Source organism: Campylobacter sp. RM5063, assembly GCF_024723655.1.
GTDB lineage: Bacteria > Campylobacterota > Campylobacteria > Campylobacterales > Campylobacteraceae > Campylobacter_D > Campylobacter_D lari_D.
The window spans coordinates 34,391-51,740 of the sequence record NZ_JANQDA010000004.1 but is presented as its reverse complement, the minus strand read 5'-3'; the positions used below and the strand labels follow the sequence as shown (position 1 = coordinate 51,740).

At 29.0% G+C, this 17,350-nt stretch carries 15 protein-coding genes; 2 read left to right on the top strand and 13 right to left on the bottom strand.

From position 1 onward, the window contains the following. Position 1: 1 nt before the first annotated feature. From CAMP5063_RS02400 to yajC, 12 genes are read right to left on the bottom strand one after another with little or no spacing between them, the layout of a single operon-like run. Entirely contained in the window at positions 2-682 is a 681-nt protein-coding gene (locus CAMP5063_RS02400) for an endonuclease III domain-containing protein (protein ID WP_263665244.1), read from the bottom strand. Then, entirely contained in the window at positions 679-3,618 is a 2,940-nt protein-coding gene (locus tag CAMP5063_RS02395) for a DEAD/DEAH box helicase (RefSeq protein ID WP_337194752.1), read from the bottom strand. The genes CAMP5063_RS02400 and CAMP5063_RS02395 overlap by 4 nt, the downstream gene beginning before the upstream one ends. Further along, positions 3,608-4,012 (bottom strand): bactofilin family protein, encoded by a 405-nt coding sequence (locus tag CAMP5063_RS02390; RefSeq protein ID WP_263660127.1) that lies wholly within the window; start codon positions 4,010-4,012, stop codon positions 3,608-3,610. Before CAMP5063_RS02390 ends, CAMP5063_RS02395 begins: the two co-directional genes overlap by 11 nt. After that, positions 3,940-4,851 carry a M23 family metallopeptidase gene (locus CAMP5063_RS02385; RefSeq protein ID WP_243705623.1) on the bottom strand — a complete coding sequence of 304 codons (912 nt, stop codon included), beginning with the start codon at positions 4,849-4,851 and terminating at the stop codon, positions 3,940-3,942. Before CAMP5063_RS02385 ends, CAMP5063_RS02390 begins: the two co-directional genes overlap by 73 nt. Next, positions 4,838-6,007: a Mur ligase family protein gene (locus tag CAMP5063_RS02380; protein WP_337194751.1), complete on the bottom strand. Its 1,170-nt coding sequence runs from the start codon at positions 6,005-6,007 to the stop codon at positions 4,838-4,840. The genes CAMP5063_RS02385 and CAMP5063_RS02380 overlap by 14 nt, the downstream gene beginning before the upstream one ends. A gap of 1 nt (position 6,008) precedes the next feature. Beyond that, positions 6,009-7,376, bottom strand: a complete 1,368-nt coding sequence (locus CAMP5063_RS02375; protein WP_263709175.1) for a hypothetical protein — start codon at positions 7,374-7,376, stop codon at positions 6,009-6,011. Beyond that, a complete protein-coding gene (lptE, locus tag CAMP5063_RS02370; RefSeq protein ID WP_133318709.1) occupies positions 7,377-7,874 on the bottom strand; it encodes an LPS assembly lipoprotein LptE in 498 nt (165 codons plus the stop codon). Further along, positions 7,871-10,300, bottom strand: coding sequence for a leucine--tRNA ligase (gene leuS / locus CAMP5063_RS02365; RefSeq protein WP_337194750.1), 2,430 nt, complete (start codon positions 10,298-10,300; stop codon positions 7,871-7,873). Before leuS ends, lptE begins: the two co-directional genes overlap by 4 nt. A gap of 8 nt (positions 10,301-10,308) precedes the next feature. Then, positions 10,309-10,650 carry a DUF6394 family protein gene (locus CAMP5063_RS02360; RefSeq protein ID WP_263665251.1) on the bottom strand — a complete coding sequence of 114 codons (342 nt, stop codon included), beginning with the start codon at positions 10,648-10,650 and terminating at the stop codon, positions 10,309-10,311. Between the two features lie 2 nt (positions 10,651-10,652). Beyond that, positions 10,653-11,624: a protein translocase subunit SecF gene (gene secF, locus CAMP5063_RS02355; protein WP_220566868.1), complete on the bottom strand. Its 972-nt coding sequence runs from the start codon at positions 11,622-11,624 to the stop codon at positions 10,653-10,655. Further along, on the bottom strand, positions 11,624-13,204 hold the full coding sequence (gene secD, locus CAMP5063_RS02350) for a protein translocase subunit SecD (protein WP_263737197.1): 1,581 nt from the start codon (positions 13,202-13,204) through the stop codon (positions 11,624-11,626). The genes secF and secD overlap by 1 nt, the downstream gene beginning before the upstream one ends. Beyond that, complete coding sequence (gene yajC, locus CAMP5063_RS02345; protein WP_039618686.1) at positions 13,197-13,472, bottom strand: preprotein translocase subunit YajC; 276 nt, start codon at positions 13,470-13,472, stop codon at positions 13,197-13,199. Before yajC ends, secD begins: the two co-directional genes overlap by 8 nt. Between yajC and CAMP5063_RS02340 the strand changes: the two genes are divergently transcribed. Further along, positions 13,442-14,764 (top strand): apolipoprotein N-acyltransferase, encoded by a 1,323-nt coding sequence (locus tag CAMP5063_RS02340; RefSeq protein WP_337194749.1) that lies wholly within the window; start codon positions 13,442-13,444, stop codon positions 14,762-14,764. The two genes, yajC and CAMP5063_RS02340, sit on opposite strands and share 31 nt — an antisense overlap. A 10-nt stretch (positions 14,765-14,774) precedes the next feature. On the opposite strand, the gene metK is transcribed toward CAMP5063_RS02340, so the two are convergent. Beyond that, positions 14,775-15,968, bottom strand: a complete 1,194-nt coding sequence (metK, locus tag CAMP5063_RS02335; RefSeq protein WP_337194748.1) for a methionine adenosyltransferase — start codon at positions 15,966-15,968, stop codon at positions 14,775-14,777. 146 nt (positions 15,969-16,114) lie between these two features. On the opposite strand from metK, the gene sstT reads away from it, so the two are divergent. After that, complete coding sequence (sstT, locus tag CAMP5063_RS02330; protein ID WP_337194747.1) at positions 16,115-17,341, top strand: serine/threonine transporter SstT; 1,227 nt, start codon at positions 16,115-16,117, stop codon at positions 17,339-17,341. Positions 17,342-17,350: the final 9 nt, after the last annotated feature.

Genomic DNA, 17,350 nt, shown 5'->3' with positions numbered 1-17,350 from the left:
TTTAAAATTTTAAAGGATCTAGAATAAGCACACCATCCTCTGAAAGTTTTTTACCTTGAAAATGTGTTTTACAAAAAGAAACAATTAAAGCATGAAAAATTTGATAAAGCTCATATAATTTACATTCTTTTTTTAATAAAACACACAATTCTTGTTGATTTTTAGCTATGTCTTTTTTTAAAAAATCTGCCAACTCATCATAACTTTGACACTCATAGCCTAAATAATTAGCTATTTTTGCACTATAAGCATCAACTACTAAAACTTCTTTTTTGCATATATAATTTAAAATTCCATCAGCACTTTCTTGACCAAAACCCTTAATATCCAAAAGCCATTCTCTATCAACTTCTTCTTTAAAAAGTTCAAAAGAATTAAAATATTGAAAATATTTTTGAGTAAAATTTTTAATATATTTTGCCTTAGTATTATAAAATCCACTTGGCTTTATTAAAAACGCTAAATCTTGAGTATTTAAATTTGATAAATCTTCTATCTTAGTAATATTTGCTTGTTTTAAATTTATCAAAGCTTTCAATACATTTTTCCAATTTGTATTTTGAGTTAAAACTACAGAAATTAAAATTTCAAACTCACTTAAAGTATTATTTTCTAGCCATTCAAAATCTTTATAAACAATATTTGCATTAACTAAAGCTTTAAAAATTTCATGTCCACTCATGCTTTTTCACTCTTTCTTAAATGCATCAAAATAGCCTCAATTACATCATCATCGTCTTTACTTTTTGCTTTAATGACTTCTTTGCTCTCATCATCTTTTACAAAACAAATATTTTGCTCATAATTGCTCACTAATTTATAATATTTGCTAGCTAAAATTTTTATGATGATTAAATCCAAAAACTGCTTAGTAAAAATATCAGGCCTTCCAAAACGATCATTCATCTCACTTTCTATCTCATAAACTTCATTAATACTCATACACTTACTAAGTCTTCTGTAAAGTTCTAATCTCAAACGATCTTCGCTAATATACTCACTATTTAAAAAAGCATTGATATTAAGCTTTAGATCTATTTTTTTCTCTTTAATTTCTTCTTTTTTACTTAGCTTATTAATTTCATCTTCTAACATTTTAAGATACAAACTATAACCAATTTGTTCTATATGTCCACTTTGATCTACGCCTAATAAATTTCCACCACCACGAATTTCTAAATCATGATAAGCAAGCACGCTTCCTGAGCCTAAATAAGAATTACTCTCTAAACTCGTAAGTCTTTTTAAAGAATCTTTTGTGATTTTTTCCTTATTTTCAATCAAAAAATAACAATATCCTTGCTTAGCACTACGCCCTACTCTTCCTCTAAGTTGGTGCAAATCAGCCATACCAAAGCGATCTGAATTTTCTACTATGATAGTGTTTGCATTTGCCAAATCAATACCACTTTCAACTATAGAAGTACAAAGCAATAAATCATATTCTTTATTTTCGAATTTAATCATTTCTTCTTCAGTAATTTTTGCATCAATTTTAGAATGCAAGATTAAAATTTTTAAATTTGGAAACAAATCTAAAAGATATTTTTTACACCCATCAATACTTGCTATATGATTGTGTATATAAAAAATCTGTCCTGCTCTTCTTAATTCTCTTGAAATAGCTTCTTTAATCAAAGCATCACTACTTTCTCTAACAAAGGTACGCACATCCAAACGATCCTCAGGTGGAGTTTGTAAAACGCTATATGATTTTAAAGAACTAAGAGCTTGATTTAAACTTCTTGGTATAGGTGTTGCCGACATAGATAGAATATGTGAATTTTTACTTAGTTCCTTGAGTTTTTCTTTTTGTTTTACACCAAATTTATGCTCCTCATCTATCACGACTAAACCCAAATTTTCACACTCAACCCCTAAAAGAGAATGCGTTCCAACCACTACACAAGGCTTATTTTCTTTTAAAAATGCTAAAACTTGTTTTTTTTCTTTAGCACTAGTAAAACGATCTAGCTTAAAAACCTCTATATCAAAAGAATCAAATCTTCGTTTTAAGGTTTTAAAATGCTGGGCTGAAAGCAAAGTAGTTGGCACAAAAAATAAAGCCGTATAACCACTTTTTACACAAGTAAATATAGCGTTCATAGCAACTTCTGTTTTACCAAAACCCACATCGCCACTTAAAAGCCTATCCATCACCTGCATACTTTTTAAATCTTGAGTGATTTCTTGACAAACTTGACTTTGATCTTTAGTGTAAAAAAATCCTGCCTTATTGATAAATTCATCTTGTAATTCTTGAGAAATTTTTAATTCTTTTGCTTTTATCAAAGCTCTAGCCGCTGCTAAAGAAACTATATTTGAAGCAATGGCAAATAATTTTTCTTTTAATCTTTCCTTGATTTTTAAAAAACTTCCTTTTCCAAGCTTATCAAGTAAAGGCACGCCACCACTTGCACCGATATATTTATCAATCATATATAAATTTTCAACAGGCAATAAAAGCTTATCGTTATTTAAATACCCAAGAGCGACAAATTCTTTTTTTGCTCCTGCTATTGCAATAATCTCAAGACCTAAAAATTTAGCTACACCATAATCTTCATGCACAACAAAATCCCCAACTCTAAGCTCATCTATTACCAAACTTGCTTTTCTAACTCTTTTATTTTTTTCTTTTTTATTTAAAGATATGATAAGCTCATCTTGAGTACTTAAATTAATTCTTTCTTGGGATATTTTTAATTTAATATTTGAAAATTCTTGTAAATTTAAAGCTTTAAACAAAGCTTCATTTTTTGCTAAAATAATAATTTTTTTATCTTTGTGAAAAGTGAAAAAATCATAATTATAAGAACTTACCAAATCTTTATAAAATTTTGGTTCGGGTAAAATATTTTGATTGATTTTACTAATATCTTCTTCAAAATCATTTACATCAAATTTTTTTATGCTTACAAAATTTAAATCTAAATAATCACAAAAATCATCAACACACCAAAAACCTAAAGAATTAACATCATTTATAATGCTTTGACTTTGGAAATTTTGAATTTTTTCTTGTAAATTTTCATATTGTTCTTGACTAAAAGCACTCAAAAAAGGACAAATTTCTATATTAGAGAGTTCAGCAGGGATTGATTTTTGCGTATGTATATCAAAATATCTTATACTTTCTATCTCATCTGAAAAAAGTAAAATTCTAAAAGGTTGTTCTTCGTTAATCGCAAAAATATCTATAATATCCCCGCGTATTGAAATTTCACCCTTATCTTGAACTATATCTACAAACTCATATCCACTATGTAAAATTTCTTCTTTAAATTTCTCTAAAGCAAGAAGTGAATTTCTTTTAAGAATAATGTTTTTTAGATGCTTTTTACCTGGTAATTTTTGCAAAATTGTTTTTATAGGAGATATTAAAATTTTATTTTCATTTTCTTTATGATAAGCATTTAATACTTTACAAATTTCAAAAAGTTCTTTAGAAAAAGAGCGTAAATCGCTACCAAATTCTGCTCTAAAATCAGGTAAAATAAAAGTTTTTAATTTTAAAAATAAGCAAACTTGAGCTAATTCATCTGCTTCTTTATCATTCTCACAAATTATTAACTCAGTTTTATTACTTAATAAATATTCATATAATTTAGCTTGCATTTTCTGAATTTTCTATACTCACATCAATAGTTGCAAGCTCTTCTTCTTTTTCAATTATTTTACTACTTCCGTTAAATTTCCCACCATTTTCAATACTTAATTGTTTAACTATGATATTACCATTAAGCACACCGCCGGATAAAATTTCTAAAGAATCAACTTGCATTTCTCCCTCAAAAACTCCATTGATTACTATTTTACTTGCCTTAACTTGTCCTTTTAAAACACCACTTTTACCTATCACTATCACATTAGAAGAATTAATTACTCCTGTAATTTCTCCATCTAAATGAAGCATAGAATCAAAATAAAATTTTCCTTCTATTTTTGCTCCGTTTGAAATGACTGTAGTTTCGGATACTGCAGCAATAGAGCCTTTATTAAAGATTGCCATGGCACTCTCCTTTCTTTTTCAAAAATTTGTTCATAGTTTTTTCGGTTTAAATCTATAAAAATCTTAGGATCTAAAAGTTTATTAATAAATCTAACCTCATAATGCAAATGCGGCCCCGTAGAAAGACCTGTATTTCCTGTATAACCCAACAAATCACCTTTTTTTACAAATTGCCCTGCTTTGACAACATCCTGACGCGTCATATGCGCATAAACCGTTTTAAAACCAAAATTATGGATCAAAATCACTGAGTAACCATAACCATTATTGCTATATGCAGCGTATTCAACCACTCCATTTGCAGGCGCATAAATAGGAGTTTTTAAAGCTGCTCTTAAATCAATACCTGGATGAAATTCTTTTTTATTTAATATAGGATGATGACGCCATCCGAAATTACCTGTGACTCCATTATCTTCTATCACATGACCATTTGGAATTTGTGTTAAAAATAAATAAGCTTGATCATTAGTAAGTTTGACTTTTTCTAATCTTTCTGGTATATCTAAACTTTCATCTTGCTTTAAGCCTAAATTATCCTCAATATCTGCAAGTTGGGTTTGGAGTTCATCATATAAGGCTGTTTTTTCTTCTAAACTTTTTTGCATACTCTCATTTTGAGAAAACAATTTAGTATTCTTTGAAGATAATATTTCTTGTTCTTTTAAAAGCTCTGAACGCTTATCTGCTAGATAATTAATATATAAAGCACCTAAAACTATAACAACAAAAACAAAAGTAGTAAAATAAATTATTACTTTTTTTATAATCTGACTTAATAAAAAATGTCTAGAACCATTTACATCTGTAATAGTTAGCGTAAATTTATCTTTCATTATAGCCTCTTAAAAATTTTTCTACCAATACAAAAGAACCAAAAACTAAATATAACTCATCTTTTTTTATTTGTTCAAATTTTTGATAAACAATATCTAATTTTTCTAAATTTTCTAGCAAAACAGAACCCGCCAAAGGTCTATCTTTACTTTCATAATCATAAATTTCAACTATTTTTATTATAGGTTTTAAAACCTTTAAAATTTTATAAGAATCTTTATCTAAAAAGCAATTATAAACTAAATGAACTTTTTTTTCCTTGAAAATTTCAACTAAAGCTAAAGCCGCCATTTCATTATGTCCTACATCAATAAAAATATTTTGACTTATTTGTTCGCACCTTCCTTTTAAATCAAGTTTTGGTAGATTTTTGATACTTTGAATTAATTCTTTTTCATTTTTAGCACAAATTTTAGAAAAAGCTTCTAAAGCTAAAAAAAGATTATCTTTTAAAAAAGTTGCAAAATTGTGCTTTTGAATATATTCTTGCACATAAGTATAAATAAAATTATTTTTTTCTAGCAAACTGATACTTAAACTAGCTTGTTTTAAATTTGCTATTTTTTGAGCCAAATTTAATACTTTTGCTTCTTGCTTATGATTAATTAAAGCTTTGGCACTCATGGCTTTTAATTTTGTTCTTGCTATTTCTTCTAAATTTTTACCTAATAAATCTTGATGATCAAATCCTATTTTAGTAAAAATACTAAAATCTATTTCAAAAACACTTGTCGCATCATACTCCCCACCTACTCCGGCTTCTAAAATCACATAATCACAATCTTTAAAAATAAAAAAAGTTAAAAAAGTAGCGTATTCAAAATAACTAAGTTTTTTTACATCTTCCAAAAAAACACTTTCTAGTTTTTCATGCGCTTTTTCTAAAAGTTCATTGCTTGCAATTTTGCCATTTAACCAAAATCTTTCATTAAATTCAAAAATATGTGGACTTGTATAATGACCTACTTTATATCCTTGCTCTAAAAGTAAAAGCGCTAAAAATCTACCCGTACTTCCTTTGCCATTAGTGCCAATAATTTGGATATTTTTAGTTTTTGGAATAAATTTTTTATACTTCTCATACATACTAAACATAAAAAATCTACTAATTTTTTGCACATACATAGTTTTTTGTGAAAGTGTTTGTTGAAATTTCATGCTAAGCTTTTTGGATTAATTCTTTTAAAATATCGCCATCTGGAAATTCTTTTTTTTCTATGTAAGAAGATGATAAAATAAGTTTAACTACTTCTTCTTTATAAATAAATTTATAATCATCTATAAGCTTTAAGGCTTTTTCTATAAAAATCTGAGCACTTTCTAAATTTTTACCCGGAAGTATAACCAAATAAGAACTTTCATCTAAAATCCAAATTTCACCCATATCTTTACATAAATCTTTAAGTATCTTTTTAAACTTTCCACTAATTGCCTTAAAGCTATCAACACCATAGACATTAATAACATGCTCTATATTATTAATTTTAAAAAAACATAATGCATAATTAACAGCATAAAGCTTATAGTTTTCATCAAGTTTTTTAAGTTCTTGAGCAAGACTCCACTGCTCTCTTTGCTCATCGTCACTTGTAGCTTGAATTTGAGTTTTAATTTGCGCTATTTGCTCGTTTGCATACAAAAGTTTATCTTTTAGTGTATCAAAATTAATTTGAACATTACCATTTTCATCTTTAGTTAAAGCATTAATAAATTTCACATCTTCTTGGCTGTTATCATAAAGCTTTGATACCATTTCATTTAAGCTTTCTAAGTGCTGATTAAAAAAAGAAAGGTTTTTTTGTATATAATATTTATCTGTTGCTTCTTTTTTTTGCAACATTAAATAATACTCATGTGCAAATTCTTTCCTGGCAATTAATTTAGGATTTTCTTTTAAATTTTGCTTAAACTGCTCAAGCTCTTTACTTACTCCAAACAAAGACTCCAAAGAAGCTAGTAAAAGTTCAGCCTGCTTCTCATAAGATCTCTCCTTTAACATAACAATGAGTTTTTCAACTAAAGTGTGAAAATCCAAAAACGCTCGAATATTAAATTCTTCTAATTTTTTTAAAAGCTCATAATCCTCATAAGATTTTTCAAGCTCTCTCCATTTAGCCCTTAAAAGATATATGGTTTCTAAATCCATAGCTTGAGATAATCTGTGTTGAGTAATTTTTGCTAATTCTTTGATTTTTTTATCTTTGCTAATACTAAGCTGTTGCACAATCAAATCAAGCAAAGCATAAACATCTTCATATTTTCTACTTACTTGCCTATTAAGCCTAGAAACTAAAAACATCAAAAACTCATCAATAGTTCGAATACTTTTTCCTTTTAGCTCTTGCTTATAAATATCATCTAAAAGATTAGTATATTTTTCTATCCTTGCTTTATTAAAACTCATCACCCCCGCTTTTTTAGCACATTCTTCAAACACCTCACTATAATTTTCAGGAGTTGGATGCAACTTACGCTCTTTTAATTTTATCAATGTTTCTTTTGCAATCTCATTGATATGACTTGCCATTTATTTATAACCCCTAATAGCTATGATAGAAACAAATTCATCAAAAGCTTCACTTGATGCATTTTTAATTGCTTCAAATCTAGCTTGATCGCTAATAATAGAATTTGGATTAATATCAAAATTATAACTTCCCTTGGTATTTACAACTTCTTCTTTACCATTTTTATAACGCATAAGAAATTCCAAGTAAAGCTCTGCTTTATAATTAACTACATAACCATTTCTATCATACACCATAGGATGAAATTCTAACTTTTTCATCGTAACTATAATAGAACTATCTGCATTATGCTCATCTGTGACTTTTCTGCCAAGCTTATTAAGCATAGCTTCTCTTAAAATATCTGTTATATAAACACTATTTTCGGGATCTTGTTTACTAATATTGATTTTCAAAAATACATTTTCACCCAAAACCCTACTTGCCATTTGAGATGATGGGATATATCCACAAGATATAATAAAAAAAGCAAAAAAAGATATTAAATATTTTTTCATTTAACCACCAAATTTACCAATTTCTTATCAATATAAATTTCTTTTACAATGGTTTTTCCTTCTAGCCATTTTGCAACATTTTCTTTAGCCAAAGCTAAAATCTCATCTTCTTTAGCATCTGAATTTATTTCAATCTGTGCTCTTTTTTTACCATTAACACTAATAGCTATATTAAAACTATCTTTTACAAAAACTTCTTCTTTTATTTTTAATACTTTAAAATTTTCACATTTAAACAAATGCTCGCTAAGCTCAAAACAAACATGAGGGATAATAGGCTCTAAAATATTTAAAATAATATAAAAAGCTTCTTTTAAAACTTCTTTATGATTTATAGCATTTAAGGCATTTAAAGCTTCCATACATGCAGCTATTAAGGTATTAAAGGCAAAACTTTCTTCATAAACTTCAAAAGATTTTTTCAAAGCTTCATATACTTTTAATCTAGCATATTTTTCTTCTTTATTTAAACTTTGATGATCAATTTCTTGTAATTTTCCACATTCTAAACTCATAGCCTTTTCATAAAGCCTATTGATAAATTTAAACGCACCCTCTAGCGCACTATCGTTCCATTCAAGTTCTTTAGCAGGTGGTGCAGCAAACAATATAAACAATCTTGCACTATCTGCTCCATATTTTTCTATAATATAATCAGGATCAACTACATTGCCCTTAGATTTACTCATCTTAGCACCATCTTTAGTGACCATTCCTTGGGTTAAAAGTCTATTAAAAGGCTCATCATCTTTTAAATAACCCAAATCTCTAAGTGCTTTTTGGAAAAATCTAGCATAGAGTAAATGCAATATCGCATGTTCAATCCCGCCAATATATTCATCAACATTCATCCAATAATTAACACTTTTTTCATCTACCGCTTTTTCTTGCCATGTTTTATCATCACTTGCAAAACGCGCAAAATACCAAGAACTTTCAAAGAAAGTATCTAAAGTATCGCTTTCTTTTTGTGCTTTTTTGCCACATTTTGGACAAATGCACTCTTTCCATATTTCATGCTTATCAAGTGGATTTCCCTCTCCATTTATAATCACATCTTCAGGCAAGGTAATAGGTAAATTTTCTATTTTTTGAGGAACTATGCCACAAGAATTACACTTAATCATTGGTATAGGAGCACCCCAATATCTTTGTCTAGAAACACCCCAATCACGAATTTTAAAATTGGTAACCTTTTTACCAATACCCAAAGATTCAATTTTTAAACTAATTTTTTCTCTAGCATCATTACATTCTAATTGATCAAATTCGCCACTATTAGTTAAAACACCTTCTTTTAAAGTGTAGCATTGTGCGTCATTTTCATCTTTATAAATTACTTTTTTTATAGCTAAATTATAAGTTTTTGCAAACTCATAATCTCTTTCATCATGAGCAGGCACACTCATAACAGCCCCACTACCATAATCACTTAAAACAAAATTAGCTACCCATAAAGGAATTTTTTCTTTACTTAGTGGATGGATTACATGAAGATTTAAAAAATATCCTTCTTTTGGTGCAGCTTGTCTTTGGCGGGGTGTTTGATTTTGTATATTTTGAATTTTTATAATAGTATCTTGATCTAGTAATTTTTTATCAATTAATTCGTTTACTATTTCATGATCAGGTGCTAAAGCAATATAAGACACTCCATAAATAGTCTCAGCTCTTGTTGTAAAAACATTGATCTTTTTTGAACTGATTTTATCATTTTCTTCTATATCAAAATCAAAACTAAGCCCTGTGCTTTTACCTATCCAATTTTCTTGCATAGTCAAAACCTGACTTGGCCATTTTCTTTCTAATTTTTTAAGATCTTGCAATAATTCATCTGCATAAGCGGTAATTTTTACATAATATCCTGGCATTTTTTTTCTAATGACTTCATGTCCACAACGCCAACATTTGCCATCTTCAACTTGCTCATTTGCTAAGACTGTTTTATCATTCTCACACCAATTAACTTCAGCTTCTTTAGTATAAACAAGTCCTTTTTCATACATTTTAATGAAAAATTCTTGCTCAAATTTAGTATATAAAGGATCAGAAGTAGCAAACATTCTTTTTTTAGAAAAGGAAAAGCCCAAAGAAGCAAGTTCATTTTGCATATAATCAATATTTTCATAAGTCCATTTCTTAGGATGAATACCGTGTTTTATCGCAGCATTTTCAGCAGGCATACCAAAACTATCAAAACCTATAGGATGTAAGACATTAAAACCTTTTTTTCTATAATATCTAGCCATAGCATCACCTATGCTATAGTTTCTCACATGCCCCATATGAATTCTACCACTTGGATATGGAAACATAGATAAAATGTATTTTTTTGGTAAAGAAAAATCATCTTTTGGCTCAAAATATTCTTTTTCTTGCCAAATTTTTTGCCATTTTTTTTCTATTTTACCTGCCTCATATGCCATTTTAACTCCTAATTTTCTTCTTGACTTTTTACTGAATCAACTATAACTAAAATCATTGAAAAGATATTAGCTATCAAAGCACCAATTGCTAAAGTATAAACCATAATATTAGCTTCTGGATTAATTTGTATTAAAGCAAAAGCTGGAATTAAATGCAAATCAGCCACTAAAGAACTAGCAAATAATTCAGCTGCTAAGAAATTTCTAACTCCAATTTTCAATAAAGTAGAAATTAAATTCACACAAGCTGCAATAAATAATGCAACTTCATTTTGATCATATAAAAATCCTGCGGTTGTAGTTAAGCTCATTAGAGCAAAAAAGATATAAATAACCTTACCCCAATTCATTTTTACACCGTTCCTTTTTCATACATCGCTCTTAATTTCTCTTTTTCTTGTTTTTTCTTTACTTTTTCTAATTCTTTTTGACGATACTGCGTAACACTAAATTTAAACCATAAAAGTGCTGGACTTGCTACAAATATAGAACTTGCAGTACCTGCCACAATACCCACTATCATAGTTAGAGCAAAACCTTCTATCATAGATCCACCAAAGAAATAAAGCACTACAACAGTGATTAAAGTTAAACCTGTTGTTAAAGTAGTTCTTGATAAAGTTGCAGAAACTGATTCATTAATAATTAAATCAAGTTTTGAATTTTTACTTGTTTTAACACCTTCTCTAATCCTATCAAAAATAATAATCGTATCATTTAAAGAATATCCAAGCACAGTTAAAACAGCCGCCAAAATATCTAAATTTACATCTATTTCAAATAATGCAATAGCGCCTAAAGTAATGACTATATCATGAATTTCACACACAATAGAAGCCATAGCAAAACGCCATTCAAATCTCACTGCCAAATAAATCAAAATAGCAATCAAAGAAATTCCAACCGCCATAAGACCTTTGTTACGCAGTTCATCTCCTACTTTTGGACCTACTACATCCACGCGGCGCACTTCAAATTTACCTGTATCTTTTAACAAATTTGCAATACTTACTCCAATATCACTTCCCAAGCTATCGCTACTTCCTGAAAAGCGAATAATAACTTCATTAGCACTACCAAATTCGGTAACACTAGCTCCTTTTAAATTTTCATTTATAGATAAAGCTTTACGAATTTCAGCCAAGGGTGCTTTTTGCTCATATTGAAGCTGTACCAAAGTTCCACCGGTAAAATCAATACCAAAATTCAAACCCTTAGTAAAAAGGATAAAAATAGAACCAAAAAATAAAATAAAAGACAAAGAGATGGCTGCAAATCTCATTCTCATAAAATCATAAATATGTTTTTGACTAAAAAATTGCATTAAGGTCTCCTATATCCAAACCATAATCTTGTGTTATTGCTTTTTTCCATACGGTTCATAAACATTTCAAACATACCATGAGTTCCAACAATAGAAGTAATCATTGAAACTAAGATTCCAATGCTTAAAGTCACCGCAAAACCTTTTACCGCACCTGTTCCATAAGCATAAAGTACCACTGAAGTAATAAGCGAAGTAATGTTAGAATCTAAAATCGCGCTCATTGCATGCTTATAACCATTTTCAACACTTTGCCTTATGCTAGCACCTTCTCGCAATAACTCCCTAATTCTTTCATTAATAATAACATTAGAATCTACTGCCATACCCACAGTCAGTACAAGTCCTGCCATACCAGGTAAAGTTAAGGTTGCACCAAACATAGCCATTACAGCAATAATCACTAAAATATTTGCCACTAAAGCAATATTAGCAAAAATTCCTGCTATACCATAATACATCACCATAAATGCAATAACTAATATAGAAGCACCTGCTAGGGCTATCATACTCATTTTAATACTATCAGCACCCAAAGATGGTCCAACACTTCTTTTTTCAAGCATTTTAACTGGTGCTAAAAGCGCCCCACTTCTTAAAGCAATGGCCACATCATGAGCTTCTTCAACAGTAAAGCTACCACTAATTTGACCACTACCTCCACCTATTCTTTCATTAATTCTTGGAGCTGAATATACTTTATTATCTAAAACTATAGCTAAGCGTTTGCCTACATTATTTCCTGTATAGTCTCCAAATTTTTTAGCACCTTCTGAATTTAAGGTAAAATTAATAACAGGAAGATTATTACTTTGCGCAAAACCTACTTTTGCATCTGTTAGCATAGAACCATCAAGAATAGGTATAGATTTTACTAGATATTTAATTTGAGGATTTTTTGCATCTTCAAAAATTAAATCTCCATATTCAGCAGCTTGAGCTGGAGTAAGATTATTTACCTGATCCATTCTAACATCATCTACTTCCATTAATTGTAAATGTGCAGCTTTTGCGATAAGTTCTCTAGCTCTAGCCTCATCTGCAGCAGTTTTAATACCTGGAAGTTCGACTAAAATTTTATCCTCACCTGATCTTGCTACATTTGGCTCTGCAAGACCAAATTGATCAAGTCTATTTCTAATTGTTTCTACAGCTTGCAAAATAGCTTGTTCATGAGTTAATTTAATTTCTTCTTGGGTTAAAGAAAGTGTGTAGTGTAAATTTTCGTGTGTAATAGCCAAGCCTTTAATGTCTTTTAATAATAAATCAACCTTAGCTACATCATTTTCATCCAATAAACTAAATTCAATACTAGTATCATTTACTTTGATTTTATCAACAATAATATCTTCTTTATTGATAGAATAACTAAGAGAAGAGGCTATGGATTTAACCTTTGACTTAACCGCCTCTTCTACTTCTACACCTAATAACATATGCAAACCACCTTGCAAATCAAGTCCTAGGTTAATCTTAGCACCACTTTGGGTTTGCATAAAAGAAGGTATAGAAAAAACAAGCCCTATAAGAAAAACTGCAAAGAAAATAATACTTCTATAAGTAATTTTTCCACTACGCATCAATTTTCTTTGCTATAAAATCTCTAGAAATTTTTACAACTACATTTTCATCATTAAGCTTAACTTTGATAAAATCCTCTTCTGGTTTTACCACCTCGCAAATTATCCCACCATTTGTGATGATTTTATCTCCTTTTTCTAAAGATGAAACCATCAATTTATGGTCTTTTGCTTGTTTTTGTTGTGGTCTAATAACCAAAAAATAAAAAATCGCAAAAAGCACAATGAGAGGCAACAATGAAGTCCAAATATTTCCGTTTTCTGCCATTTCTTCCCCTTTTTTTTAAGTTCATAAATTCTAATTCTACCACTTTTAAAATAATAAAAGCCTTTTTTTCTGCACTTTTATTGTCAAATTTTATTTATTTTTCTTTTTTTGAAAATTTACTTTTCGAATTTATCTCACCATTTTTAAGCATATATGGTTTAATTTTATTACTAAGAAACAAAAGTAAAGCAGGGTATTTTTACACCGGTTTTTTTATAGGAATTTTATGGTTTTGGTGGATAGGTTTATCATCAATTTATTTTAATTTAGCTTATTTAATTCCTTTAGAAATTATCTTAATTGGATTAATTTATGGATTTTTGTTTTTTATATGTTTTTTTCTTAAATATGATTTTTTAAGGCTTTGTGGAATTTTTTTACTTTGTTTTATTCATCCTTTTGGCTTTGATTGGCTAAATTGGGGTGTTTTAAGTGTATATGGAATCTTTGATGCAAGTTACCAAGGTATTATAGCTATGTTTTTGATTGCTTATTTTTATTATGAAAAATATATTTCAAGATATTATAAAATAGCAATTATTCTAATCCTTATTCTAATCGGAGCTCAATATAATCAAAAACAATCACAAACACTAAATTTAGACTATAAATTAATCCAAACTAATATCTCTCAAGATCAAAAATTCATACAAGAAAATTTACAAACTCATTCTAAAGATATATTTTATCAAATCAACAAGGCTATAAAAGAAGGTAAAGAAGCAATTATTTTTCCTGAAACTGCTTTTGCTTTTGCATTAAATAAAGCACCAAGTTATTTACAAGCCTTAAAAGATTTATCAGAACAAATCATCATCATCATAGGCGCTATAAGCACTACACCTAATCATCTATACAATAGTACTTATGTATTTAATAATGGCAACATACAAGTTTTTAACAAACATTATCTTGTACCTTTTGGAGAAGAAATTCCTATATTTAAAAACTTTTTTAAAAAATATCTTTTAAATATTGATGAATTTTCAAAAGGAAAAGAATTAAATCAATACACTCTAAATAACCAGCTCATCACTAATGCTATCTGCTTTGAAGCTACAAAAGAAAAACTTTACAAACACTCAAAAATCATCATCGCTATTTCAAACAATGCTTGGTTTAATTTTTCAAGTGAGTATAAATTACAAAATTTTCTAATGCGTTTTTATGCAAATAATTATAATGTAAGTATATATCATGCAGTTAATGGAAAAGAAAATGCAGTAATTAAGCCAAAAGAAGTATTGATTTTAAAGATAAAAGAAAAACTTTTAAAGCAAAATGAAGCTTAAAAGCTTCATTTTATAATGCCTTAAATTCATCAAGTGCGTCTAATTTTTCCCAAGGATAATCAGCCTGCCCCACTTGACCACGAGCAGCTACATCAGCATACATGAAAGTATCTTTACTTGGTTTATCAAGATTGAATTTATTTTTAATCCAATTTGGAGTTAATGGGAAAGTTTTCATCACAAAATCACTTAAAATATCATCATCTAATCTTGTATTTGTTCCCATGCAATCCACACTTACAGAAGTTGGTTTAGCCACACCTATAGCATAAGAAAGTTGTACTATACATTTTTTAGCAAGCCCTGCTGCTACGATATTTTTAGCAAGCCATCTTGCAGCATAAAGTCCACTTCTATCAACCTTAGTATAGTCTTTAGAAGATTGTGCACCACCTCCTATTGGAGCATAGCCACCAAAGCTATCTACTATGAGTTTTCTTCCTGTTAAACCACTATCATGTAGTGAGCTGTGATTTACATATTTTCCCGTTGGGTTGATTAAAATTCTTGTTTTTTCTGGACAAAAAAGCTCTTTTGGTAAATTTGAATCCAAAATCAAATCCATCACCAAAGCTCTTAAATCTTCTATTTTCATACTTTCAACACAAGGAGCTGAAACTACAATAGTATGGATACTTTGAGGTTTGCAATTTTCAAAATTTTCTTTATTTGCATAATCAATTGTAACTTGAGTTTTAATATCTACTCCAAGTTTATCAGGATTGTTTTTTGCAAACTCATATACTTTATCACAAAGCATTCTAGCATAAGAAATAGCTGCTGGCATATATTCTTTTGCTTCATTGCTTGCAAAACCAAACATTATACCTTGATCACCTGCTCCAATCTCTCCATCTTCTTGATCAACACCTTGATTGATGTCAGGACTTTGCTCATTTAAAAATACCATTACATTTAAATCATCAGGGTGTAAACATTGTTTTTTGCTAAAATGCGGATTTCCATTGTAACCAATATCTGCTAGAGCTTTTTTTACAATATTTTCATAATCTTGTTTTTCTAATTTATATTTTGATTTAATCTCACCACCAATTACTACTTTATTTCCTGCTACAAAAACTTCACTAGCAACCCTTGAGTCTTTATCATGAGTTAAAAAGGCATCAACTATAGAATCAGCTATAATATCAGCACATTTATCAGGATGTCCTGCACTAACAACTTCAGAAGTAAATAAATACATATTTTATATTCCTTGCATCATCTTTTTCGTTAAATTAAAAATTTTCTAAAATATAATAACATAAGCTAACTTAAAAATCAAAAAGCTTATTTAAGCTTTACTTTGCTAGAATAAATTTAAATTTATCACTACAAAAAAGGTAAGAAATGAGTTTATTTTCTTATGCAATCAAACGCTATAAAGATGGAAATCTTATTTTACAAATTTGCATAGGTATTGTTTTAGGAATTTTAGTAGGTATTTTTTCTAAAGATTTAGCTATTTTTGCAAATATTTTTGGTGCTTTATTTACAGGTGCGTTAAAAGCTATAGCGCCAATTTTAGTTTTTATTTTAATTTTAACAACCATTTGCACAAAAGAATTTAATCATGGAAGTGAGAAAATAAAACACATTATTTTCTTGTATATTTTTGGAACCTTTTTAGCTTCTTTAAGCGCAGTTAGTATAAGTTTTATCTTTCCTGTAGAATTAGTATTAACCAATGTTGAAAAAGCTTCCACTACAAGCCCTGCGCATATAGGCGAAGTATTTAAAACCTTACTTTTTCAAGTAGTAGACAATCCGATCCATGCCTTATCTTCAGGAAATTATTTAAGCATATTAGCTTGGGCTATTGGTGGAGGTTTTGCTCTAAGACATTGCTCTAATGATGCAAAACAACTTTTTACTGATATAAACGAGGGTGTATTAAAAATCGTTAAATTTATAGTCAAGCTTGCTCCTTTTGGAATTTTTGGACTTGTGGCTAATTCAGTTGCTCAAACAGGTGCAGCAGGACTTTTTAGTTATATTAAATTATTAATAATTTTAGTTTTGACTATGTTTTTTGTAGCTTTTGTGATTAATGCTTTAATTGTCTTTGCTTATACAAAGAAAAATCCTTATCCTTTGATTTTTATTTGTTTAAAACATAGTGCTGTTTTTGCATTTTTTACAAGAAGTTCTGCAGCAAATATTCCTGTAAATATGGCACTTTGCTCCAAATTAAATATCAACAATAATCTATATAGCATTTCTATTCCACTAGGTGCTACGATTAATATGGCAGGGGCAGCTGTAACTATCGCCATATTAAGTCTTGCGGCAGCTCACACAGTAGGTATTGAAATAAATTTTTTACAAGCTATGCTTTTGAGTGTTTTAGCTGCATTTGCAGCTTGTGGAGCTAGCGGGGTTGCTGGGGGTTCACTCTTACTTATACCACTTGCTTGCTCTTTGTTTAATATTGATTATGACATAGCTATGCAAGTAGTTGCGGTTGGTTTTATCATAGGGGTTATCCAAGATAGTGTTGAAACTGCATTAAATAGCTCAACAGATGTTTTATTTAGTGCTATTTGTTCAGATAATGAGCTTAATTTAAAAATTTAAGGAGGACTT